The 24,879-nt window shown below is 49.2% G+C and carries 21 protein-coding genes; 10 read left to right on the forward strand and 11 right to left on the reverse strand.

From position 1 onward, the window contains the following. Positions 1–3: 3 nt before the first annotated feature. Genes HRM2_RS12265 through HRM2_RS12285 form a run of 5 tightly spaced genes read right to left on the reverse strand, consistent with a single transcriptional unit; the run spans position 4 to position 6,314 of the window. Complete coding sequence (locus HRM2_RS12265) at positions 4–543, reverse strand: HD domain-containing protein (protein ID WP_015904326.1); 540 nt, start codon at positions 541–543, stop codon at positions 4–6. Next, complete coding sequence (locus HRM2_RS12270) at positions 540–995, reverse strand: DnaJ domain-containing protein (protein WP_232364011.1); 456 nt, start codon at positions 993–995, stop codon at positions 540–542. Before HRM2_RS12270 ends, HRM2_RS12265 begins: the two co-directional genes overlap by 4 nt. A 31-nt stretch (positions 996–1,026) precedes the next feature. Then, complete coding sequence (gene dapB / locus HRM2_RS12275) at positions 1,027–1,887, reverse strand: dihydrodipicolinate reductase (RefSeq protein ID WP_015904328.1); 861 nt, start codon at positions 1,885–1,887, stop codon at positions 1,027–1,029. Between the two features lie 18 nt (positions 1,888–1,905). Continuing rightward, complete coding sequence (locus tag HRM2_RS12280; protein ID WP_015904329.1) at positions 1,906–3,603, reverse strand: sugar phosphate nucleotidyltransferase; 1,698 nt, start codon at positions 3,601–3,603, stop codon at positions 1,906–1,908. After that, a complete protein-coding gene (locus tag HRM2_RS12285; protein WP_015904330.1) occupies positions 3,600–6,314 on the reverse strand; it encodes a 1-acyl-sn-glycerol-3-phosphate acyltransferase in 2,715 nt (904 codons plus the stop codon). Before HRM2_RS12285 ends, HRM2_RS12280 begins: the two co-directional genes overlap by 4 nt. Positions 6,315–6,541: 227 nt before the next feature. Between HRM2_RS12285 and HRM2_RS12290 the strand changes: the two genes are divergently transcribed. Continuing rightward, positions 6,542–6,799, forward strand: a complete 258-nt coding sequence (locus HRM2_RS12290; protein WP_015904331.1) for a hypothetical protein — start codon at positions 6,542–6,544, stop codon at positions 6,797–6,799. Positions 6,800–6,893: 94 nt separating this feature from the next. Here the strand turns inward: HRM2_RS12290 and HRM2_RS25240 are convergent, their stop codons facing one another. After that, positions 6,894–7,598: a ribonuclease HI gene (locus HRM2_RS25240; protein WP_049770442.1), complete on the reverse strand. Its 705-nt coding sequence runs from the start codon at positions 7,596–7,598 to the stop codon at positions 6,894–6,896. After that, positions 7,591–8,763: an exo-beta-N-acetylmuramidase NamZ family protein gene (locus HRM2_RS12300; protein WP_015904333.1), complete on the reverse strand. Its 1,173-nt coding sequence runs from the start codon at positions 8,761–8,763 to the stop codon at positions 7,591–7,593. Before HRM2_RS12300 ends, HRM2_RS25240 begins: the two co-directional genes overlap by 8 nt. A 146-nt stretch (positions 8,764–8,909) precedes the next feature. Here HRM2_RS12300 and HRM2_RS28070 point away from each other — a divergent pair, with 146 nt between their 5' ends. From HRM2_RS28070 to sppA, 5 genes are all read left to right on the forward strand, one after another. Beyond that, the gene (locus tag HRM2_RS28070; protein WP_269719585.1) at positions 8,910–9,032 is read left to right on the forward strand and encodes a hypothetical protein; all 123 of its coding nucleotides are present in this window, start codon (positions 8,910–8,912) and stop codon (positions 9,030–9,032) included. A gap of 301 nt (positions 9,033–9,333) precedes the next feature. After that, on the forward strand, positions 9,334–10,440 hold the full coding sequence (hisC, locus tag HRM2_RS12305) for a histidinol-phosphate transaminase (protein WP_015904334.1): 1,107 nt from the start codon (positions 9,334–9,336) through the stop codon (positions 10,438–10,440). After that, positions 10,437–11,132, forward strand: coding sequence for a (d)CMP kinase (gene cmk / locus HRM2_RS12310; RefSeq protein WP_015904335.1), 696 nt, complete (start codon positions 10,437–10,439; stop codon positions 11,130–11,132). The genes hisC and cmk overlap by 4 nt, the downstream gene beginning before the upstream one ends. Positions 11,133–11,304: 172 nt before the next feature. Beyond that, positions 11,305–13,122 (forward strand): 30S ribosomal protein S1, encoded by a 1,818-nt coding sequence (locus HRM2_RS12315; protein ID WP_015904336.1) that lies wholly within the window; start codon positions 11,305–11,307, stop codon positions 13,120–13,122. 144 nt (positions 13,123–13,266) lie between these two features. After that, on the forward strand, positions 13,267–14,169 hold the full coding sequence (sppA, locus tag HRM2_RS12320) for a signal peptide peptidase SppA (protein WP_015904337.1): 903 nt from the start codon (positions 13,267–13,269) through the stop codon (positions 14,167–14,169). Here sppA and HRM2_RS12325 read toward each other — a convergent pair. Beyond that, positions 14,107–14,715 carry an L-threonylcarbamoyladenylate synthase gene (locus HRM2_RS12325; RefSeq protein ID WP_015904338.1) on the reverse strand — a complete coding sequence of 203 codons (609 nt, stop codon included), beginning with the start codon at positions 14,713–14,715 and terminating at the stop codon, positions 14,107–14,109. The two genes, sppA and HRM2_RS12325, sit on opposite strands and share 63 nt — an antisense overlap. A gap of 282 nt (positions 14,716–14,997) precedes the next feature. Here HRM2_RS12325 and guaB point away from each other — a divergent pair, with 282 nt between their 5' ends. Beyond that, positions 14,998–16,473, forward strand: a complete 1,476-nt coding sequence (gene guaB, locus HRM2_RS12330) for an IMP dehydrogenase (RefSeq protein WP_015904339.1) — start codon at positions 14,998–15,000, stop codon at positions 16,471–16,473. Continuing rightward, complete coding sequence (dnaE, locus tag HRM2_RS12335) at positions 16,470–20,024, forward strand: DNA polymerase III subunit alpha (RefSeq protein ID WP_015904340.1); 3,555 nt, start codon at positions 16,470–16,472, stop codon at positions 20,022–20,024. The genes guaB and dnaE overlap by 4 nt, the downstream gene beginning before the upstream one ends. 47 nt (positions 20,025–20,071) lie before the next feature. On the opposite strand, the gene HRM2_RS25245 is transcribed toward dnaE, so the two are convergent. Beyond that, entirely contained in the window at positions 20,072–20,650 is a 579-nt protein-coding gene (locus HRM2_RS25245) for a BON domain-containing protein (RefSeq protein WP_015904341.1), read from the reverse strand. Positions 20,651–20,654: 4 nt separating this feature from the next. Then, the gene (locus HRM2_RS27665; RefSeq protein ID WP_015904342.1) at positions 20,655–20,924 is read right to left on the reverse strand and encodes a hypothetical protein; all 270 of its coding nucleotides are present in this window, start codon (positions 20,922–20,924) and stop codon (positions 20,655–20,657) included. Positions 20,925–21,035: 111 nt separating this feature from the next. Here HRM2_RS27665 and HRM2_RS12350 point away from each other — a divergent pair, with 111 nt between their 5' ends. Beyond that, positions 21,036–21,794, forward strand: coding sequence for a TerB family tellurite resistance protein (locus HRM2_RS12350; protein ID WP_015904343.1), 759 nt, complete (start codon positions 21,036–21,038; stop codon positions 21,792–21,794). A 20-nt stretch (positions 21,795–21,814) separates the two neighbouring features. Next, positions 21,815–24,028, forward strand: a complete 2,214-nt coding sequence (locus tag HRM2_RS12355; RefSeq protein ID WP_015904344.1) for an alpha/beta fold hydrolase — start codon at positions 21,815–21,817, stop codon at positions 24,026–24,028. A gap of 156 nt (positions 24,029–24,184) precedes the next feature. Here the strand turns inward: HRM2_RS12355 and HRM2_RS12360 are convergent, their stop codons facing one another. Beyond that, positions 24,185–24,874, reverse strand: coding sequence for a hypothetical protein (locus HRM2_RS12360; RefSeq protein WP_015904345.1), 690 nt, complete (start codon positions 24,872–24,874; stop codon positions 24,185–24,187). Between the last annotated feature and the right edge of the window lie 5 nt (positions 24,875–24,879).

Genomic DNA, 24,879 nt, shown 5'->3' on the forward strand with positions numbered 1-24,879 from the left:
TGTCTACACCAGGTCAGCCAATCGATCAGGGGTGATCTCGAGGTTTTGAAACAGCATTTGCTCCAGGGACAGCGTTTCCTCCCACATTCGTTTGATACGCACCACCGCATTTGGGGAGGTGCCGTACCGCTCCATGATGTACCCGAGGCGCTGTTCCAGGGGGACCACCTGATCGTGGAGCACCCTTTTGTCGGCATAGTTGACAATGGCAGCCTCGGTTGCCGTTGTCCTGTCAACACTGGGATCAAGGTTTACATGCTGGCGAACGATCTCACCCACCTCGAAATACCCGAGCCGGGCAAGGAGAGCCCCCCCGGTTTGTGCATGTTTTTCCCCCGTGGTAAAGCTTCGGGTCTTTGTGATATCATGGAGAATGGCCCCGGCCAGGATAAGGTCTTGGTTGAGACCGGGGGTGTTGTTCTTTAAACAAAGGGTCAGTGTTTTTGCAACTCTCTGTACCATGAGCGAGTGATCAATGATATGGCTCAGCATTTCCATTGTTTCTATCAGCTCAAGGCATCGTTCCGGAGAGGGGATGTTCATCTTTTACCTGCCATCATCCAGGTATAGGCATCTTTAATTTCCATAAATTTAAGGTTTGCAAGGTCCTGGAATTCTTTTCCAAGGCTTGCCACCCTGTCCGGATGATACTGCTTTGCCGCAGCCCTGAAGGCCGCCTGGATTTCGTCTTTGGTTGCGTTTTCAGCTACCCCGAGAATTTCATGGGGCTTTTTGGGAATGGCAGTTTCAGGCCCCTGACTGCGGTTCCGATAGTTTTCCGGATTTTCCCGCCTATCGGTTGAGTCCTGTGCCTGTTCACCGTCCTGCCCCCCCCATCGTTGGTTGAAAAATCCAGGAAGCCTGTTGAACCGCAGGTAATAGATGATCAAACCAACGATAAAGGCATCGTCAATCCAACCCACCAGGGGCAAAAGAATATCCGGAATAAGATCCACCGGGCTTACCAGGTAGGCAAGGGCGATCAAAGCCAGCAAAATTTTATTATAGGTACTCAAGGTATTGAAGTTAAGCCTTGTTTGTGTGCTTAAGCACATCGATCATGGTATAAACACGACCCTTGCCGGATGCTGATTCGCCTGCCTGAAGGCTCTTTACCCGTTGGTTTAAAAAAACGGCACCGTCAAGGGTTCCCTGGATATAAATTTGTCGACCATTGATGTTGTGCTTGAACTGGAAACAGGCGGACCCATCCTGGGAGGTCAGGGTGTAGGTGTGCCAGGCATGGCCATCCAGGTGCTCTTCCGGAATTTTCCAGATCTCTTTTTGAACCATGGGATCCCGCACCATTTTAATGTCCTTGTCTGAAAAGGGAATGCCGAGCCCGTTGAAATAGCCGACCATGGCCCTGGCCGTTCCGCTGGTATCGGCCTTATCTTTCTGATGGCTTTCCTCAATGGTAAGGTTATATCCCTTGAACAGATCTGGGAAGGTGGTGGATGCAAAGGCCATCATGGCCTGGAAACCCACAATCTGCTTTGCCATATTTGGTGCGATCAGGGCTGGAACAGTTCCGTTCTCCACCGTTTTCATGAGCTCTTCCCTGTCACCGCCAGTGGTCCCCATGACAAAGGGCAGACAGTTATCAACGTAAAACCGTGCGTTGTCATTTACGGCCATGGGATGGGTGAAATCAATGGAGATCAGCCCGGGATAACGACTGCAGATCTCCTGGATCAGGTCGTTACGATCCTTTGGAAGAACCAGTCTGATTTTCTGTGTATTGATGGTGTGAAAATCTTCTTGAATTTCAGGTCCGGTAAGGGAATAGGGGACAAGGGTGAACCTGTCGTCACTGATTACGTGGGATGCAATGGTCATGGCAACCTTTCCGGGCAGTCCATTGATCATCAAGTATAGGTTTTCCATAAAAACTCCTTATATTCTCTATTGTCCACACTGCAGTTTTTCCACAAGGGTATTGAGTGCAGGTACATTCTCTGTGTCAATGCGCGTTATTCCCTTTTTAAGGGTTGAAACGGCAAGGGGGATGTATTGAAGAAACCGCTTCTTTTTCTTTACCATGCCAAGGTAGCTGAATGCACCAAGAATTTGAAAATTCCGTGTGATGCAGCAGTGGCGGTAGGATGAGACAAACGACGCCCGGTTAATGGCCATCGTGCTTGAAAGGGCTGTAATGCAATAATCCATAATTTCATCCCTTTCTCCATCATCAAGGCCCACATAGGGGTCTATCAACAAAGAGGCAAGGTCATATTGAAGGGGGCCTTGCCGTGCCGATTGAAAATCGATAAAAAAGAGTTCATGGTTTTTGACCATGAGGTTCCTTGACTGAAAATCCCGATGCATGAGCCCCATGACGCCCCCGTCAAGGGCCTTGTCTGCAAGGTAATTAAATTCAGGCACCAGTAGTTCCATTGGCGGATTTTGGTTCAAGAAGCCCTTTAAAAATGCTTCAGCAAAGTAGCCACACTCTTTTTCAAGGATAAGATCCTTTGAGTAACAAGGTGTCTGGAAGGCCATTTCCGGCTCAAACCCCTGGATTCCCCGGGTGGAAAATCCAATGAGACGGTCAACAACCTGAAAATACGAGTGAACCCGTTGGGTACCGTTGGTTTTTGATGCAACCATTGATTCAAAATGGCAGTCTCCAAGGTCTTCAAGGGCCACAAGACCGGAAAAACGATCCCTTGCGACAATCCCTGGAACTGGAAGATTCCTGGATTTAAGATGATCACCCAGGGCCATGAATGAGTCTATTTCACATATATTGTCATTTGTTGAGATGCCGTGGGAACAAATGACAACAGATTTGCCGTTCCAGAAGGCCCTGAACCATTTTCGATCTGAACCATCACCACAAATGGGCCGAATCTCAATATCGCGCAGAACGATCCGTCGGCCCGGCGCCTCAAAGGCTTTCAAGGCAAGGTGACAGAGGGCGACCCGTTCATAGGCCGCGAGTGTTCCGATGTCCTCCCAGAAATGGTTATCCACCACATGGGCCTTGACAAGCGGTCCCTGGTCGGCAAGGCTCTGGTAGAGATCAATGCTTGAGAACACACTCTTTTCCGGCATATAATCAAAGATTTTTGGGGAGAGTACCTGAATGCCTGTAAAGGCCAGGCAACGGTTCTCCGGCACGTTCGGCGTTAAACCGTTTTGATTCGAAAAAGCGCAAACAAACCCCTGGGGATCAACCTGGACCCGGTTAAACTCGGCGCGGTCATGGACCACAAGGGTTACAGGCCAGTTGCCTGCCAGGTGAAACTGCCAAACCGATTCAAGGTCAATGTCCGTTGCAATGTCGGCGTTGATCACCATGAAATCCGATGATCCCATGAAGGTCTTGACATTTTTGATGGCACCGCCCGTGTCAAGTATCCGGGATTCATGGATGGTCTGGACCGGGATGGAAAATCCTGCCTGGTCAATGTAGGCCTCAATCTGTCCGTTAAGATGGTGGGTGTTGACAAAAATCTCGGTGCATCCGATCTGGATCAACCGTTTAATGGTAATACCAAGAATCGTTGTCCCGGCAAGGGTGAACAGCGGCTTGGGCCTTGTTTTCGTGTAGGGCAGAAGCCGTGTTCCAAATCCAGCAGCAAGAATCAGCGCTTTCATGGCCGGTTCACCGCTGCAAGATCCAGAAGCGGGTCAATGATTTTTGTGTATCCTTTGATTAGTTCAAGGTCTTCCGAACCGCTGATACCCTTGTTTGACAGGCAGTTGCAGGCGTTGATGTAGTTGATCTTGGACAAAGATTCCTTGAGAACGATATCCTGGCGTTTGTACATCTTTACGCCTAAAGCCTGTATTTTTTTGATCCGTTCTTTTTCATCAAATTTGTCTGCTGGATGGGTTTCAAAGAACAGCAGGGCCACCTTGTAGGATTCAAGAAAAGGATTGATCAGGCTGGAAAAAAGTTTCAGCTTTCTAAATCCTTCGCTTGTAATATTATAGGTGTCGGGCATCAGAGGATTGGGAACCATGATCCCCTGTTCAACAAAGGCCTTGAGGCAGCGGTCAATATGCTCCTGGCAGCTCATTTCCTCATCAAACGAGAACTCGTCGACAAAAAAATCCTGGAGAAAGGCATAGGTTGCAGAGAGGTCCTGGGATGAAAATTGAAAGGTGTCTGTTCTTAGAATAGAAATGGCCGTATAGGCCGCCGGGACAAAGAAAGAAATGGCATTGTTCTTATAGTAGTCAAGGATGGGGCGTTTGTTGTCCTTGACGATAAACCGAGTGGTGTCAGTGATTTCAGGATCTGATTCGTCGGCAAGCTCTATGAACTTGCGTGCCACAAAGTTGTGGATCACATGGTGAAAGGCAAGATCCGCGTCCATGGTCAACGTGTCAGAAAGCTCGGCACCAAAAAAATTCAACAGGCCCATGTAAACCTCTGTCCGGGACATCAGATCCCGGTAGGAAAAACGATTTCCCGGAGAGTTGAGAACACAGTTTGCCATGATGCCGTGGGGGGTAACAATGGCAATGGAGTTGATGGCATTGATCAGTTTATACCCCATGCCCTGGCAGATGCGCCGCTGGTTTTCCTCGTCCAGCCTGAAACCTGGGGCCTTCCCCTGGATGGAATTTTCTTTGTAATCATGGGTTTTTACTGGGACGGTCTCCAAAGAAATTGTTTCCTGGATATAGCGCTGAAGGGAAATGGGTTCGTCAAAATTGATATAGACTTTTCCATATTTCTTCTTGAGGAACCGGCGTGCTTTGATGAGCTGGGAGAGATTTTCCGGATTTTTTTTGCCACCTTCAATCTCGTGGAGGTAGGAGTCCTCTTCAAGTACACGGTCGTACCCCACATAAATAGGAACAAACAGCAGATCTTCACACGCCCTGTTCTGCTGGGCCTTGACAAGTATGGACAGAAAGCCAAGCCTGGGTGATAAAAGTTTTCCTGACCGGGATCTTCCACCTTCAATAAAGCATTCAAGGTTGAACCCTTCGGAGAGCAATTTTTCAATATAGGCTGAAAAAATCCTTGAGTAGAGTACCGCACCCTTGAAGGTTCGCCTGAGAAAAAAAGCACCACCACCCCGGAAAATGGGGCCAAGGGGCCAGAATGACAGGTTGTTACCGGCGGCGACATGGGGGCAGGGCATGGATTTTTTGAACATCACATAGGAGAGCAATAGATAATCCAGATGGCTCTTATGACAGGGCACCAAAATCAGGGGCGCCTTTTGGGAGGCTTCTTTTACCCTGTCCAGCCCATCCTGGTCAATGACTAGCCCCTCAAAAATGTGCTTAAAGGCCCAGGTCAAAATCCTTTCAAACATGTAGATGGTGTTCAAACTATAGTTTGCGGCAATCTCTTCAAGGTATTCAGTGGCCCGTTTTCTTGTCTTAAAAAGGGGTTCACCCTTTGATTTTGCATGCACCTTCATGAACTCCTGAAGGGCTTTGCCGGTAAGAATATCCTCAAAAAGCTCATCCCGGGTTTTAAGAACAGGTCCTGTGACGCATCTTTTTTGACGGTTGAGAATATCCAAAAGGTGATTACGCAGAAAATGGGCCTGGAACTGGGTTTCAAGTTCACTGATGGTGGGGTCTGCCAGGAAAGTTTTTAAATTTACCGGGTCTGAAATTTCAATACTGATCTTTTCAGGACGTTTGATCAATGCCACAAGCCGACGAAGTTTTCCGGGCTTTTCGTTGCTGCCAAGGAAAATATCAAACAGGGTCGGAATACTCCTGACCGGTTTTGAGGAAAAGACTATAGTGTGGGGAACGAAAAAGATGGGTCTTTCGCTGTTTTTTTGAAGCGTGATCAAGTAATGGAGCGGGTCGGGTTTCGACTTGACAAATCTCTGGTAAAAGGCATCACTCTCCACAAGATACAAGAATCCAGTACGTCCCTTGGAAAGCTCAGTTGTAATATATTCACTGTAGAAGGGGTCCTTGAACTTGAAGTGATGGAAAAAGTACACCACCTGGCAGGCGATTATCCTTGCCACCTGTTTCAAAGAGATGAAGGGCAAAAAACCCATGTCCATGCCAATTTCAGGGTAGGGGAGACCTTTTTTTTTCATGACCCAGTTAAGGTAGAGGAATTCAAAAAGATTTTTGTATTTTACCGAATAGACAACCATTCCTTGTTCATTGAGCCGGTATAGTTTCTTCTGCCGTTGAGGGTCAAAGTGAATCCTGGAAAAGACTTTTTCTAAAATTGAAGCAATCACTGGGCTGCCCATGCCCGGGTAAAAACAAGAAAAATGGTCGTTCCGTCTGTCAAGAAAAGTTGATATGCGATTGATCAAAGAGTCATTAACACGGGTTATGGTGTGGATCAGGTGGGTGACAAATTTCATCTTTATTTCCTCTATATAACAGCATAAAATCCTATTTTTACCAGAGGTGGTTTTTGAAGGCAACAGAATAGTTTTCCTTTAAAAATTGCCTTGATTTACTCTGTGCCATATGATAGTTGGTGACACTGTTAAAAGATACGCCAGTGGATATACGGCTGATATACCATTTTAAATGATGATGTAAGTATTAACAGGTAAATTTAATAAAGCGATAAGGAGAACAGGTTATGAAAACATTGATTGGCGGTGCTATTGCAGTCCTTCTTGGCATTATTGGCATAGCAGTATGGTTTGGTGCATTTCTGCAGCTTTTAGCCGGGGCTCTGCCTCCCATTCTTCTACTCGGTGGCGGACTGGCCCTTTATCTCGGGTTTGACGAACTGAAAGATTCATGGAAGAAAGACGAGGGTGTTGATGCACCGGAAAAAGATGACAAGCAGAAAATCGAAGCGCTTGAAAAAGAGCTTGCCGCGCTGAAAAAATAATTTTGATTCTTGACGTTGAATTACCGGAAAAAGAACCAGCCCCCTGGGCTGGTTCTTTTCCAACACCGTATATGCTTCAGGCTCGAGCTTAAGGTCACCCGGAAAACTTTTTAACCCCCGCAGTTGCAAGTGCATCGGCTCGCTCGTTTCCCTGAACCCCTGAATGTCCCTTTACCTTTACCAGCCTCAACTGTTTAAATCGCCCCATCAACTTCCGGATACCAAGGATCAATTCCTGGTTCATAGCAGGTTTCCACCCCTTCACCAGAACACCGATGCAATAGGTGGAGTCCGTATGGATCTCAATGGGAAGATCTGTTCGCTTGAGCAATTCCAGACCACGTTTTATGGCGTTTAATTCAGCCACGTTATTTGTTGCCCTGCCAATGGATTCGCTGATCTCTCTTTTATGGTCGCCGTACAGAAGAACCACACCCAGTCCTGCAGGGCCGGGATTCCCCGAAGAGGCGCCGTCGGTATATATCTGGATAACGCCCTGGGGCGGCATGGGAATTAAAGGGTGGGGCGATTCTTCTTTCCGGGGCAGAAAAGATCTTGGTCCCTCTTGTTTTTTAGCCCGGTCAGGGACGATTTTTTTTGACAGTGCAAGACTTTCAGGCCCCAAACTTTCAGGTTTTACCCTGTAGACATATTCCTGGTCAAGGCTGTACCTGATCTCAACCTTTCCCTGGTCTACAGCAAGGTCGCCACCCTCTAAAACCGCAGCCCACACCTTGTTGTTCTTGAAACTCATCCGTTTCCAGGACCCCTTGGCCGTATCCGGTCTATTCTTACCCATAGAGCCAGAACTCCCTTGACATGGCCTTGAATTCGGCCTCCTCTTTTTTCCAATCATCTGCAATGGCATGGATATCGTCCATGTTTTCGATTCGATCCGCAAGTGTCTGACTGCCAAGAATGAGATCAATGGGTCGCCGTTTAAACTCATACTCATAGGGAGGCGATTTCCACTGGAATTCATCCGGCCACAAGCGAATCATGGCCTGAAGAAGTATCAGACTGGTTCGATAGGGTTTGTAGGCCCCTGAGGTTACATGGATCTGGAATCCCCGGCAGACCTGGTTTTGCCATTTTCCGGAACAGGGTTGAAAACAGACAGGCCTTAGTATCGCTCCAAGAATTTTACCTTTGACCTGTTCAAGGACCTTCCCGGGTTCCACAAAGGGTGCCCCAAACAGCTCAAAGGGCTGGGTGGTTCCCCTTCCTTCGCTGATGTTTGTTCCCTCAAAAATAACCTGGCCCGGATAGACAGCGGCTGAACTTGGTGTCGGCAGGTTGGGAGAGGGAGCGATCCAGGGAAGCCCTGTTGATTCAAACCCCATGTCCCGGCGCCAATTCGTCATGGGAACCACCTTGAGATCCGCCCCGATGCCACTGACTTTATTAAACAAAAGAGCAATCTCACCCACGGTCAGGCCATGGCGCATGGGAAGCGCATACCTTCCCACAAACGAACGGCAGTTTTTTTCAAGCAGATTCCCCTCGACCTCAACGCCCCCCAGGGGATTGGGTCTGTCAAGGAGGATGACCGATTTTCCATAAAGGGCTGCAGCTTCAAGGCAATAGGAAATGGTATAGATGAAGGTGTAAACCCGGGTTCCCACATCCTGGATGTCAATCATGAGCAGATCAATGTGGTCCATCATACCTTGATCAGGTTTCCGGGTTGTACTGTACAGGCTGAACACGGGAATACCGAATTCGGAATCAATGGTGTGGTCGGACTCGACCATGTTGTCCTGCTTTTCTGCATAAAATCCGTGCTGGGGTGAAAACAGGGCCGTAAGCTGCCCCGGATAAAGGCGGTTAATGAGGTCTACCCCATGGTTCAATCGGCTGTCCACTGAAGCCGGGTTGGCCAGAAGGCCTATTCGGCATCCCCTGGGCAGATCAAGGGGGTGTCGGCAAAGGCTTTCAAGCCCTGTCAGGGTAACGGGTTTCATTTGTGTCCTCCTGTTGTATTTGCGGTCCTTAGCCACCCCATGGGTCAGCCTGTGTCACCATCGGTCTTTTACCCAGACACGGGTTTTGGTCAGCCACTATTTACCATAAAAGTTGACAAAACATCAAATTCAAACTACTAACCGCCATGACCGGAGCAGGGTATCTGCCCTGGACACAACGAAGCAGGAAACTCGACAGTAGTAGGCCGGTGGGAACGGGTGTTGCCCTGAACGGGTTAAATGGCAACGGTGGACACGAGGTCCAATGAGTTGCCATTTCCCTCGGAGCAGGCCATGGACGGCCTGCGAGAATGAGTGAAGGGCAACACCCGTTTCCGCCGGCCGGTCGAAGCGAGTTTCATATAACCGGCATGGCCGGAGCGAGGTATGGCTCCGGCCTCAACGAATTTTGAAACACCTTCATTGACAATGCTTTGGCGAGTGTTTCATATAAAAACCGGCACGGCCGGAGCGAGGTATCTTCACCGGCCACAACGAATGATGAAACGCCTCTGTTTACAATGCTTCGGTGAGTGTTTCATATAAAATTTAAGGAGACAACCAAAACCCATGATACTTAAGATACCTGAAAAACTGCTGTCCATAGCCCCCTACGAGCCGGGAAAACCCATTGACGAGATCGAACGTGAATATGGGATTCAAAAAAGCGTTAAGCTTGCCTCAAACGAAAACCCCCTTGGCCCATCCCCCCTGGCCGTTGAGGCGGTCAAACAAAGCCTTAGTGAAATGCATCGATATCCAGACGGCTCCTGGCACCGGCTGAGACAGAAGATTGCAGAAAAGTTCAAGGTGGATCCCGAAACAGTCATCATTGGTAACGGCTCCGACGACATAATAGCCCTTTTATGCCATGGTTTTCTCTCAACCAACGACAATGCCGTGATGCCGTTTCCTTCGTTTCTCATGTACGACATATCGGTCAGGGCCGCAGGTGCCACCCCTGTGAGGGTACCCCTTGACAACCTTGCCATTGACCTTGACGCCGTTGCAGAAGCTGTTGACAGCAATACCCGCATGGTCTTTCTAACCAACCCGAACAATCCAACGGCAAGTCATTTCTCAAGCAACGACTTTCAGCGGTTTATCAAAAAAATACCCCAGGACCTCCTGGTGGTGGTTGATGAGGCATACATTGAGTTTGTCCGGGATCCGGATACTTTTAACGCCCTTGACAACCCTTTGTCCGATCCCAGGATCGTATCGTTGAGAACCTTTTCAAAGGTGTATGGACTTGCCGGTTTCAGGGTCGGATACGGTATCATGGACAAATCCGTAGCCAACATCCTTCACAGGGTCAGGCAACCCTTTAACGTCAACTCCCTTGCCCAGGTGGCAGCTGCCGCAGCCATGGATGACGTTGACTTTTTAAACACGAGCATTCGAGTGATGCACCAGGGGGTAGATTTTCTAAGGGCTGAACTATCGGCCATGGGCCTTACGACCCATCCCACCCAGACCAATTTTTTCCTGGTGGATGTGGCACAGGACGCCCGTCAAGTGTTCCAGGCACTTCTCAGACAGGGCATTATCGTCAGGGCAATGAACGCATATGGATTTGACACCTGCCTGAGGGTCAATGCCGGGACTGAGTCGGAAAACAGGGCCTTTATCCAGGCGCTGAAAAAAGTCCTTGCCGGGGGGAGCCCAAAAGAATGAAACCAAAAATCATCACAATTGACGGACCGGCAGGATCGGGCAAGACAACGGTCAGCAAACTCGTGGCCCGGCAACTGGGCTGGGTCTATGTTGATACCGGTGCCCTCTACCGGGGCGTTGCCCTTGGGGTGAAAGCCGCAAACATTGACTACGAAAACCCCGGGGCGCTGCAGTCATTGCTCGACAGTCTCTCTTTTACGATAGTGACACAAGGTAAATCAATGCAGCTATTGAGCTCAGGATGCGATATCACCGACAAAATAAGAACCCCGGAGATATCCATGCTTGCATCAACCCTGAGCGCAAAACCCGGGGTAAGGGCGGCCCTGCTTGGAATGCAGCGGGCCATTGCAGTTGAGAAAAATGCCGTTTTTGAGGGAAGAGACATGGGCACGGTGGTCTTTCCAGACGCAGATTACAAGTTTTTTCTCCTTGCCGATCTCAAGACACGAGCCATGCGACGATTCAAGGAAACACCGGGTCAACCCCTTGACGAAGTTGAACAAGATATGGCGAAACGGGATAAAAACGATTCAGAACGAGAAGTGGCCCCTTTGAAACCCGCAGATGACGCCATTATTATTGATTCCACCGCCTTGACCATTGAGGCTGTTGTTGCACGAATTATGAATAAAATAAATCACGAAACACCACGGCCTGAGCAGGTTATCTGCCATATCCACGACAAATGATCCACGCCCTGACTGCAGTGCTTTGAAGGGGATTTCCATATAAAACAGGCAGATTTTCCCCCTTTTTATAATATTTTTATTGATTTTCCTGTTTTATTTCTGTTATAAAGGAAAAATTATCCATGCCCTCTGGGGTAGGGGTAAAATATTGTCTATGGGAGAATTTTTATTAATGAACACCATTGCTGAAACAGGCGAGAACAAAGAAATGAACAGTGAAGAATTAGAGACAGGCCAGGAGCCCATTATTACACCAGAAAAGGACGAAGATCCGCTGGCGAATATCACGGGCGAAGAGACCATGGAAGAACTGATGGGCATTTACGACGAAAGCTTCAGTAGTTTTGAAGAGGGTCAGGTCGTCAAAGGTACCATAATAGCGGTAGACAAGGACCATGTCCTTGTTGACGTCGGCTACAAATCAGAAGGCCAGATCTCTATTCACGAGTTCAGGGACGAAGATGGCAACCTTGATGTCAAACTCTACGACAAGGTTGAAGTCATGGTTGAAGTGTGGGACGAGGAGACCGAAACGGTCATTCTGTCCAAGGAAAAGGCTGCCAAGGTCAAGGTTTGGGATGCCATCAAAGACATCTACGAGGCCGATGGTACCATTGAAGGCGTTATCACAAGCAGGGTCAAGGGCGGTTTTTCCGTTGACATTGGACTGCCTGCCTTCCTGCCCGGTTCCCAGGCAGACCTTCGACCCATCCGCAACATGGATGAGATGGTCGGTCAGACCTACACGTTCAAGGTCCTTAAATATAATAGAAAGCGAAGCAACATTGTTCTGTCAAGGAGAGTCATCCTTGAGACAGAGCGTGAAACCGCCAGGGCCGATACCCTTGAAGCCATTGAAACGGGTAAGGTCATGGAAGGTATTGTCAAGAACATCACCGAGTATGGTGTGTTTGTTGATCTTGGTGGCGTGGACGGACTGCTCCACATCACAGATATTTCCTGGGGCAGGGTAAAACATCCTTCGGAACTCTTTTCTGTTGCAGACAAGATCAATGTCAAGATTCTCTCCTACGACCTTGAAAAAGAACGGGTTTCCCTGGGTCTCAAACAGCTGACCCCTGATCCCTGGACAACTGCCAAGGATAAGTATCCCGTGGGTTCAAAGGTTCTCGGAAAGGTGGTAAGCCTTACGGATTATGGTGCCTTTGTTGAACTGGAAGAGGGTGTTGAGGGTCTTATCCATGTATCTGAGATGTCCTGGACAAGAAAGGTTCGCCATCCATCCAAGATTGTATCCGTTGGTGAAGAGGTTGAGGCGGTTGTTCTTGATCTCAAACCGGATAACCGAAGAATTTCCCTGGGCATCAAGCAGACGGTTGAGAATCCCTGGGAAGTGATCAGCGAAAAATACCCCGTGGGTACTGTGATTGAAGGCAAGATCAAGAACATCACCGATTTTGGTCTGTTCATCGGAATCGACGATGACATTGACGGTCTTGTTCACATTTCAGACATCTCTTGGACAAAAAGAATCAAGCATCCGTCCGAGGCCTACAAGAAAAACGATGTTGTCCAGGCCGTTGTCCTTGACATTGACAAGGCAAGCGAGCGTTTCAGCCTTGGCATCAAACAGATTCAACCCGATCCCTGGGAAACCGTTGAAGAGCGATACAAGGTTGGTACCGAGATCAGCGGTATTGTAACCAATATCACCGACTTTGGTGTTTTTGTCGAGCTTGAAGAGGGCATTGAGGGTCTTGTCCATGTTTCTGAAATCAGCAAGGAAAAGATCAAGACACCGGCCGGCCACTATGCCATCGGTGATACTCTGACCGCCCGGGTGATGAACATCAACAGCGATGAGCGTCGAATCGGTCTGTCCATCAAGCGACTTGATGAGGATGAAGATGAAACAATTCTTAAGGACTTTGCCAAGAACATGAAGCCCACCACCTCATCCTTTGGTGAACTCCTCCGGGATAATCTCCAGGAGCAGATTGCCTCCCAGGAGAACAAAGACGAAAAATAGGATCTGGGCGTTAGCCTTTATCCTTGACAGGCATAGCCTGTTGCATTCATGAAAAGTTAGAACCTGAGGGGTCGGTTTCAGAGTATTGCTCTGAATCCGGCCTCTTTTTATTTGCAGTCCATGTGTAACCATCAAGGAAATATCATGTTTTCAAGAAGACATCCTTTTTTGTTTTTTACCCTGTCCCTTTCTTCCATTGCAGCTTTTGCCCTGGTTCTGACAGTGGCAATTGTGATGGGCACCTCTGCCATGTTTTCCTCAACCTTGAGCACTCCATTCAATACAGACCAGGGAAACATCGGCATTGTCGAAATTGTCGGTGTGATTGCATCGTCAAAGGAGGTGAGTCAGCAGTTAAAAGACTTTCGGGAGGACCCGGCCATCAAGGCCATTGTTCTTCGGATTGATTCACCCGGCGGCGGGGTCGGCCCCTCCCAGGAGATCTACCGGGAAATCATCAAAACGAAAAAGATAAAAAAGGTCATTGCTTCCCTGGGCTCAGTTGCAGCTTCGGGGGGGTATTATGCGGCTTCTGCCACCGATGCCGTTATTGCCAACCCCGGAACCATTACGGGAAGTATCGGGGTGATAATGGAGTATGCAAACCTCCAGAAGATCATGGAAAAAATCGGGCTGACACCCGTGGTGATCAAAAGCGGGGAGTTTAAGGATATGGGATCGCCCGTTCGGGAGATTACTCCAAAGGAAAGGGCCATTCTCCAGGGGGTTGCCGACGAGGTTCACCAGCAGTTTGTAAGGGATGTTGCCTCCGGTCGAAGCCTTGAACAGGCGCAGGTGGAAAAACTTGCCGACGGCAGGATTTACACCGGTGAAACAGCCCTTGACCTCCACCTCGTGGACAGGCTTGGCAATCTTGAGGATGCCATTGCCTGGGCAGGAGAAATGGCCGGTATCAAAGGCAAGGTTAATCCGGTTTATCCAAGGGAAAAACGACTAGGCATCTTCAAGGAACTGGTTTCAACCCTATTCAAACAGGCTGACATCACCGGCGCCGTAACGAATTATTTCCGGTACGTCATCAATTAACGAGACAACGCTGGAGTCTGTACCCGGAACAGGGCCACCGTCAACCACAAGCTCCAGACGCTGGCCAAACCAGTCATGCAGAAGAGAGGGGTCTTCAAAGGGTCGGTCATCTGGACCGGTTGCGCTGGTGGAAAGAACGGGATTGCCAAGTTCCTTTGCAATGGCAAGGGCAATGGCGTTGTCCGGCACCCGGATGCCCGCTGTTTTTCGCTTGGTGAGCATCATCTTGGGTACAAGTTTTGAGCCTTGAAGAATAAAGGTGTAGGGCCCTGGAAGAAGGCGCTTCATGTTTCGATAAGCAAAGGTACTCACCTTTGCATACTCGCTGATATGCTTTAAATCTGCACATATAAAACTGAACGGCTGGTTCTTGCTGCGCTGTTTGATCTGATAGACCTTTTCAATGGCCTTTTTGTTCATGATGTCGCAGCCGATACCATAATGGGTATCCGTGGGATAGGCAATGATCCCCCCCTGCCTGAGGGCATCGACAATCTGACTGATCAGTCTTGGCTGGGGGTTGTCAGGGTTGACATATATTAACATCTTAACTTTCCAATGATAATTTTTTATTTTATCCCCCTCCGTACCTTCTGGTATAAAGGGAGTGTTCTTTTGTCGGCACACAAGACTCTATTTGCATATCCAGAAAATGTCAACAGGATAACCATAAGATAAGCATTGCGTTGAAGCGGCTTATCTGATAATTATTCATGTTTATATAATCATAACACCATGACCGGCTTTTTCATTGATCTGACCCAGGGACCCATGATGGCGGCCGGCCCCACATTCATACACTAAAATTCCCCGGCAGGAGGTCGTTTTATGGCAAATATAATTTACACTGATGGTTTATCCTTTGATGATGTTCTTCTTGTACCTGAATTTTCTGCAATTTTACCCGACGAGGTGAACACTGCAACCCGGCTTACCCGAAAACTTGAATTGAACATCCCCATTGTCAGTGCGGCAATGGATACCGTAACCGAGGCACTGACCTCCATCAGCATGGCAAGGGCCGGTGGAATGGGTTTTATCCACAGGAACCTCACGATACCAGAGCAGGTAATCGAAGTGGACCGGGTCAAGAAATCCGAGAGCGGCATGATCGTTGACCCCATCACCATATCACCTGACGCAACCATTTCCGAAGTGCTCAGCATCATGGCAACCTACCGCATTTCCGGCATTCCCGTGACCGAGGGAGACAAACTTGTGGGCATTGTCACCAACAGGGATTTAAGATTTGAGACAGAGCTTGGCAAACCGGCCAGTGCTGTTATGACCAAGGAAAACCTGGTCACGGTTCACGAAGGCGTCTCCCTTGAAGAATCCAAGAAAATGCTCCACAAACACCGGATCGAAAAACTCCTTGTTGTGGACAAGCAGGGCAAGTTAAAGGGATTGATCACCATCAAGGATATTGAAAAAATCCGCAAGTACCCAAACGCCTGCAAGGATTCCATGGGAAGATTGAGAACAGGGGCCGCCATCGGCGTAGGGTCCGACATGATGGAAAGAACAGAGGCCCTTTTACGGGCAGGGGCAGATGCCCTTGTCATTGACACCTCCCACGGCCATTCCAAAAATGTCATCTCGGCCGTTCAGACCATCAAGCACGCCTTTCCCGACTGCCAGATCATCGCAGGTAATGTGGCCACGGCAAAGGGTGCTAAAGCATTAATCGACGCAGGTTCTGACGGGGTAAAGATCGGCATTGGTCCCGGTTCCATCTGCACCACCCGAATTGTCGCAGGTGTGGGTGTTCCCCAGCTGACAGCCATCCAGAACTGCAAGGAGGTTTCCGATGAAACCGGGGTTCCCATTATTGCAGACGGCGGCATCAAGTTTTCCGGAGACGTGGCAAAGGCCATTGGCGCAGGTGCCCACACGGTCATGCTTGGAAGCCTGCTTGCCGGCACAAGTGAAAGTCCCGGCGAGATCGTTATTTTCCAGGGACGAAGCTACAAGGCCTACCGGGGCATGGGGTCTGTGGAGGCCATGAAAAAGGGAAGTTCCGACCGATATTACCAGCGTGACTCCAAGGTGGATGAAACCCTGGTACCCGAAGGAATTGTCGGCCGTATTCCCTACAGGGGAACGGTCAAGGAAAACATTGTTCAGATGATTGGCGGATTAAAGGCCGGCATGGGGTATCTTGGTGCCTCAACCATTGAGGAGTTGAGGGAAAAGGCAAGTTTTGTCAAAATTACCGCTGCAGGTCTGAGAGAAAGCCATGTCCACGACGTCATCATCACCAAAGAGGCTCCCAACTACAGCGTGGACAGCATGAAACAATGATGGATACACCTTCACCTTTTTGTCATCTCCATGTCCACACGGAGTTTTCCCTTTTGGATGGGGCTATTCGACTGGATGCCCTGCTCAAACGCTGCAAGGAATTCAACATGGATACCGTGGCCATCACCGACCACGGTACCATGTTCGGCACGGCTCCCTTTAATGAAAAGGCCAGAAAAGTCGGCATTCAGCCGATCCTGGGGTGCGAAGTTTATGTGGCACCAAGGAGCATACGAAACAAGACAGCCGAGGACAACAAGGGACTCAACCACCTGGTGCTGCTGGCAAAGGACAGGGAGGGGTATGGAAACCTGTGTAAACTTGTCTCCATTGCCCAGTTTGAGGGGTTTTACTACAAACCAAGGATTGACCGGGAACTGCTGACAAAATACAGCAAAGGCCTGATCGCCCTGTCCGCCTGCCTGAAGGGTGATATTCCCCAGAAAATCATCCACAACCAGATGGACCTGGCCTTTGATTCGGCCCGCTACTACCTGGATACCTTTGGTGAGGATAATTTTTTCCTGGAAATCCAGAAGAACGGAATGGAGATCCAGGAAAAGGTCAACCAGGGGCTATGGGAGGTTTCAAAAAAACTTTCCATTCCAATGGTGGCCACAAACGACTGCCATTACCTGTCCCGGGATCATGTCAGGGCCCATGAAGCCCTTTTGTGCATCCAGACGGGCAACACCCTGAACGACGCCAACCGGTTCAAGTTTGATTCAGACGAGCTTTACTTCAAGTCTGCCGACGAGATGATAGCCGATTTCAAAACCTATCCAGGTGCCATTGAAAACACTTTACTCATTGCCAAGAGATGCAATGTAGAGTTTGGTGAAAAGGTATACCACTTTCCAAGATATACCAGTGCCCAGGGAGAAAAGAGCGGAGAGGATTGCGTTCAAACCGCCGGGGAAATTTTCAAGCGCCAGGCCCAGGAGGGATTTGAACGGCGCCTCAAGATGCTCAAACGAAAAAATCCCAACCTTGATGAGGCCCTCTATCGGGAACGCCTGGCCTATGAGATCGGCGTCATCCTGGACATGGGGTTTCCCGGATATTTTCTCATTGTGGCCGATTTCATCCGCTACTCAAGGGAGCATAACATTCCTGTAGGACCCGGGCGTGGGTCTGCCGCAGGAAGTATGGTGGCCTATGCCATGGAGATTACGGCCCTTGATCCCATTGCCCACGGTCTGATCTTTGAAAGATTTCTCAACCCGTCCAGGATCTCCATGCCGGATATTGACGTGGATTTCTGCATTGAAGGCCGGGACGAGGTTTACAAGTATGTGATTGATCGGTACGGCGGAGCAGACTACGTCTCCCAGATCATCACCTTTGGTAAACTCAAGGCCAAGGCCGTTGTCAGGGACGTTGGCAGGGCTTTGAGCGTTCCGTTGCCTGAGGTGGATGTCCTGGCAAAACTCATTCCAGATAATGCAAAAAACCTGGGCCAGGCCCTGAAGGATGTGCCCCGGATCATGGAGCTTGTCAACCAGGATCCGGTCAAAAAAGAGCTGATTGACATTGCCTTGCTCCTGGAAGGACTTCCCCGCCAGGCATCAACCCATGCCTGCGGCGTTGTGATCTCAGATAAACCCCTGGTGGAATATCTTCCCACCTACAAGGGAAAAGAGGGCGAGGTTGTCACCCAGTTTGACATGAATTTTGTGGAGAAACTGGGTCTTGTGAAGTTTGACTTCCTGGGTCTTCGCAACCTCACCGTCATCAAGAACACCCTGGACCTCTTAAAGAAACAGTCCAAAGAAGTACCCGATCTCCTTGAGATCGACATGGATGATCCGCCCACCTATGAGCTTCTGGCAAGGGCCGATACCACGGGTGTTTTCCAGCTTGAAAGTTCAGGCATGAAAGAGCTGATCACAAGGCTCCAGCCCGCCTGCTTCAGTGATATCGTTGCCCTGGTGGCCCTGTACCGACCTGGCCCCCTGGACAGCGGCATGGCCGACTCCTATGTGGAAAGAAAGCACGGCCGGGAAGATGTGGTTTACCTTTTTCCCCAGCTTGAGCCCATTCTCAAGGAGACCTATGGGGTCATTCTTTACCAGGAACAGGTAATGAAGATTGCAGGGGTTCTTGCCAACTACTCCATGGCCGATGCAGATGGACTCAGAAAGGCCATGGGTAAAAAGATTCCCGCCATGATGGAAGAACACAGGGGACTGTTTCTCAAGGGTGCCAAGGAAAACAACCTGGACGGGGCAAAGGCCGCAGAGCTGTTTGACCTCATGGAAAAATTCGGCGGTTACGGGTTCAACAAATCCCACAGTGCCGCCTATGCACTGATCTGCTTCCAGACGGCATATCTCAAGGCCCACTATCCCCTTGAGTATATGGCCGCCCTCATGACCAGTGACATGAGTAACATTGACAGTGTTGTCAAATTCATCGACGAGTGCAGAAACCACGAGATAAACGTCCTTCCACCGGATGTAAACGAAAGTGAATCGGTATTTACCGTGGCACCCGCTGCCATCCGGTTCGGTCTTGCCGCAGTCAAGGGCATCGGGTCTGCCGCAATTGATTCCATTGTTGAAATCCGTAGCCAGGAGGGCCCTTTCACCTCCATCTATGACTTTTGCGAACGGGTCAATCTGACCAAGGTCAACAAACGGGTACTCGAGGCATTGATCAAATGCGGCGCCTTTGACAGCACAGGCAGCAAACGAAGCCAGATGATGGCAGTGCTTGAAGACGCCCTGGACCATGGCAACCGCATTCAGCGGGAAAAGGCCGATGCCCAGATGGACCTGTTTGCCGATACCGAAGGGGGAGAAGCACTGCCGCTAAGCGTACCTTCCATGCCCGATATTCCAGAGCTTGATGATAACGATCTTCTGGCCATGGAAAAGGAGACCCTGGGGTTTTACATTACAGGCCATCCCCTTGACCGGTACGAAGAGATGATCAAAAAATTTGCCAATGTCAACTCAGAGACCCTTGTGGAAACCCCCGAAGGCCAGAGCGTTCGCATGGGAGGTGCCCTCCGGCCCCTGAAGATTCTAAAGACCAAGAAAGGGGACATGATGGCATTTGCAGCCCTTGAGGACAAAAAGGGCAGTGTGGAGGTGGTGATCTTTCCGGAACTCTACCAGGAGGTTCACTATCTTCTGAACGACGATACCCCGGTCATTCTCCAGGCTGAAGTGCAGAAACGTGAAAGCAACGTAAAGCTCCTTGCCGAGCAGATCGTTCCCATTGATAAGGCAGAGGCGGAGTGGACGGCAAGCATTGTTATAACCATGGCGGCAAAAGGGGCAGATATAAGCGTCCTTGAGCGGCTGAAGGGGTTGCTTCACAGGTTTGCCGGAACCTGCAGCGTCTTTCTTGAGATTACGGTTGAAGACGGTTCATCGGTTGTTATCCAGCTGTCCCAGGATGAACTGGTCTCTCCCGACCCCCTCCTGTTTCAAGAGGTTGAGGCCCTTCTAGGCAAAAACACCATTGAAACACGGTGTGCCCCGGTAAAACAGCGGGAAAGAAAAAAACGGTGGCAGAACAACAAACAATCGGCCAACGCTTGACCCAAGGGCCCCGGCAAGAACCGGGGCCATCGCCATTGAAAAACAGGCTATTTAATGACTAAATTGTCCCGGACAGAGATGGCCCCGGGGCAGCTTCTTGCAATGTTTACAACCCGGTCCCGCTCAACGGAAGAGGTCACAATACCCGTCAGGGTGACACGGCCCTGGTTGACATCCACGTCAATGTTAAGGGATCTGACCCCCGGCTCTTTCATGAGCGAAGTATTGATTTTACTCAAGATAACGGCATCATCAAATCTCTCCCCTGTACTCTTGCTGCCCACGGTGAGCAGATTTTCCACCCGTCGGACGTTGGGGGTTGCAAGGGCGATATTTTCAGCTATTCGCCGTTGTTCAGCATTTTCGACCACGCCCGTAAGGGTTACAACCTGCTCAACAGTGTCCACGTCGATCTTTAACCCACTGGAAAATTTATCCGATAAAAGCCTTGTCTTGACCCCGCCGGTAATCAATGAATCGTCGACCATGTGGCCAAAGGTACGTTCATCTGTTGTACCCTTATAGGCTCCAACTGCTGCTGTCCCCACAATGGCAGGACCGCAACCGGCACAAGTGATCAATAAACAAAGGCAAACTCCCACAGATTTCATGTTCAAAAACATCATTTTTTTACTCTCCATCATCGTCGTCAAGATCAAGATCATCAAATTCACTTAAATCCAAATCATCCAGCAGATAGTCTGCCTTGTTAAAAGCCCCAGACTCACTGGAATTTAATTCAGCACTTTTGGGCCTTTCCCTTCCCCCCACAACCCCATTCGCCATGGGTTTGGTCCTTATTTTTTGTCCTCTGCCTGTAAAAAACATGACTATCATAAAACAGATCCCGGCAAAGTTGAGGGCTAAAATAATAATTCCGGTTACACTCTTTGCGGTCATTGTGTTATACTTATTTGTTTTTTTAAAAAATTGACGTCAGGTTTCATCATATGCTTATATATAGTGATTTTTGCAATTTTACACAAGACTATTAATTGAAAAGGAAACGTTATGGGTTGGCTTGGAAAAGTGGTTGGGGGAACCATCGGTTTTGCCCTTGGAGGCCCCATTGGTGCCGTTGCAGGAGCAGCATTCGGCCACACATTTGATAAAAAAGAGGCCCTTTACCTGTCGTCGGGTCAGTCCCAACAGCGACTTTCAACGAATGAAGAGTCCCAGATGACCTTTTTTGTGGCAGCATTTTCCATGCTGGCAAAAATAGCAAAGGCCGACGGCATGGTCAGTGAAAAGGAAATTGCCTCGATTGAAGGATTCATGAGCCAGGACCTTAACCTCAACCCTGAGAGCAGAAATTCTGCTGTCAATATCTTCAGGCAGGCCCTGAATTCTAACGAAAGCTTTGAAGCCTTTGCCTTTCAGTTCCATGCAGCTTTTAGTAACCAGCCCAGGGTCATTGAGCTGATGATGGATATTCTTTTGAGGGTTTCTGCGGCCGATGGTGCCATCAGCGATAAAGAAGAATTCCTGCTTCTCTCAGCAGCAGGGATATTCAACCTCTCAGACACGGATTATGCAAGGCTTAAATCCAGATACGTCAAGGCGGTTAATCGCTTTTATTCGGTTTTAAAGATCGATGAAACCGCCACCAATGAGGAGATCAAACGACAGTATCGAACCATGGTTTCCGAATACCATCCCGACAAGATTGAGGCAAAGGGCCTGCCTGACGAATTCATCACGCTTGCCAACGACAAGTTCAGGGAGATCCAGGAGGCCTACGACGCCATTCGAAAAGAACGGGGAATCTAAATGGAACCTTTGAGGGGCAATTGAACCGTTTTGCCTACTACATGTCCGGGTACACCCTTAAGGCCTTTTCGGGTTTTTCCAAGGCCCGGGTTTCCATCCACGGCCAGGAGAATATCCCCGACGCATCCGTGATTTTTACGGCAAATCACTTCACCCGCATGGAAACCATTTTTCTGCCCTACCACATCCATGGCCTCATTAAAAAACCGGTCTGGTCCCTTGCAAGCAGTGATCTTTTCCATGGGGCACTCAAGGGAATCCTCTCCAGCATGGGGGCTGTCTCCACAAAGGACCCGGACCGGGACCTGGTCATTGTTAAGAACCTCATATCCGGCGATGCCCAGTGCATTATCTTTCCAGAAGGCATGATGGTGAAAAACAAGAAGCTTGTCCAGTCGGATGAGTTTAAAATCACCCATGATACCGGGGTGTCCCGCCCCCACACCGGAGCTGCCGTCATCGCCCTTACCACCGAATTTTACCGACAACGACTCCGGCGCATGGAGAAGATAAATCCCCATGAGTTCGACAGGATTGTGTCCATGCTGGAGATCCATGACCCTGAAAAGGTACTTGCGACTCAAACCTTTATCGTGCCGGTGAACATCACCTACTACCCGCTCAGGGCCCAGCAAAATCTGCTGAGCAGCATTGCTGTGAACCTCATGGCTGAACCGTCCCAAAGGGTCCTTGACGAACTCATGACCGAGGGCACCATGCTTCTTACAGGTGTTGACGTTGACATCCGGTTTGGTACGCCCATCCCCATTGCAGGCTTTCTGCACAACTGGCTGGTTGAGAGCGATCTTACATCCAGACGAAGGATTACCTTTTCAAACACCATGGCCTCCAGGCCCGTCATGAAAACCGTTTCTATCGAGATTATGGAACGATACATGGCGTCGGTCTATGGGATGACCACCCTTAATTATGACCACATATTTGCATCCATTCTCAAATACTTTCCAGGCCCTGTCATTGGGGTTTACGATTTCAAATGCAGGGCCTTTCTGGCCATAACGGGCAGGGTCATGGAATCAGACCAGAACCTGCACGGAAGCCTCTACCAGAACCAAATCCATCTTCTGACCGATGACCGGCACAACCGGTTTGGCGATTTTATTCAGACCGCCGTTGATACAGGACGCGTCACCCTGGAAAATGGAAATATCCTTAAAAAAAATGAACCCTTGAACACGAATCTGAATTTCCATCGAATACGCATTGATGATCCAGTCTCGGTCATGGCCAACGAGGTTGACCCCTTGACAGACGTACAGCTCTTTCTGATTGAACTTGCCCGGAAAACACCCCGGGAAATTTCCATCCTTGTCAAGAACCGATTGCTCCAAAAGGAGAAGGCTGATTTTGAAAATGATTACAACACTTATTTTATAGAAAATGAATCAAAACCAAAGGGTGTAGGCAAATCGATTTTTCTCCCCTCAAACACGGGCGCCACCAGGGGCGTTCTTCTCATCCATGGATACATGGCAGCCCCTGCTGAAATGAAAGGAATTGCTCAGTTTTTCAATGATAGGGGATACAGCGTCCATGCACCCAGACTCAAGGGCCACGGCACCGGGCCTGAAAATCTGGCAGTGGTGAGTTATGAAGAGTGGATCGAATCGGCCGAAGAGGGGTATGCTGTTTTACGGCACCTGTGTGACAAGATTTTTATCGGTGGTTTTTCAACAGGTGCAGGAATCGCCCTTGATCTTGCAACCCGGGTGGAAAAGGTCCATGGGGTGTTTGCCGTGGCACCGCCAAGGGAAATCCTGGATTCAGGCGCCTATTTTGCGCCTGCCATGGACATCTGGAACCATCTTCTGAAACGGACAAAGATCGGTACTATTGCAAAGGATTTTATTCACCACGAAACTGAAAATCCTGGAATTGACTATCTTCGAAATCCAATCGCCGGTATACGCCAGCTTGAAAAATTCATGGAGAAACTTGAACCGAAGATTGGCCACATCAAGACCCCTGTTCTGGTGGTTCAGTCAAGGAAAGATCCAATGGTAAAACCGGATGAAACAGCCAAGCTGTTTAAAAAGCTTGGCTGCGTAATCAAGGAATTTTATCTGTTGGATTTTGACCGCCATGGCATTCTTCTGGGCAGGGGTGCCCATCGGGTCTACAGGATCATTGCCGAGTTTATGGATTCCCTGGAAACAACGGACAGTGATTTAACTCTATCAGGGCCGGATGTGATACCCGGCCCTGACAAATAGTTGTAACTAGTGCCTGACCGAGAACCCGTGTTTGGATGAAAACTTGCCCAGATGCAAGGCGCGATCAAAGCTGAAACCGGAGCGTACTGTAGTACGTGAGGCTTTCAGCTTTGTGAAGCAACGCAGCAGGTGGGTGAGTTTTCGTTCAAACACGATCTAAATTACCAGCATGGTCGCAGGATCAAGGGTATACCGCTGGTTTGCCCTGTCACCGTCCTTGAGGACCACGGCATTGATTTTTTCATCCTTGGGCTGGAGAAAAAGTGCCTTATCAAACCGGTCTTTTACCTGATCAAGCTGCCTGGGATACCCGACTTCAGTCAAGGGTTCGTCCCTGTGGCTCTGCATGGAGAACCAGAAGGCAGTCTCAAAATTTTCGGAAATTGACTTGAGATCGTCCATAAGGTCGGCAAGGTCCGTATCAAAGTCCAGGCCGTCAACAATGATCATGGCCGGAATTTTAACATCCCCCTTTCGGAGGGTCTTTAGGTAATCCCTGAGTTTTTCTGCGGTAAAGGTCAACTCATTGTAGCTGATCCCTGTTTTGCAGGGTTCAATATCTTCCCAAAGGCGATTGGCCTTCATGGGGTCAACATAGCCGATGCTGTCCACCAGGCTTGTAAACGCTTCCTTATAGCGAACATTTATCTTGTCCATTGGGTCACTGAGGCTGATGTGAAGGATGTTTTCCCCCTCAAGAAGCCTTGAAATTGCGATCTGAACCAGAAACTGTGTCTTGCCGACACCGGCCCGTGAAAGCACGGCGCCAAATCTGCCCTGGTGAAGATTCTCACTGCCCATGATAATGATTGCCGGGCTCCTGTGAATGAGATCGTTTTTCAGCATATTTC

The sequence above is a fragment of the Desulforapulum autotrophicum HRM2 genome (assembly GCF_000020365.1).
Classification (GTDB): Bacteria; Desulfobacterota; Desulfobacteria; order Desulfobacterales; family Desulfobacteraceae; genus Desulforapulum; species Desulforapulum autotrophicum.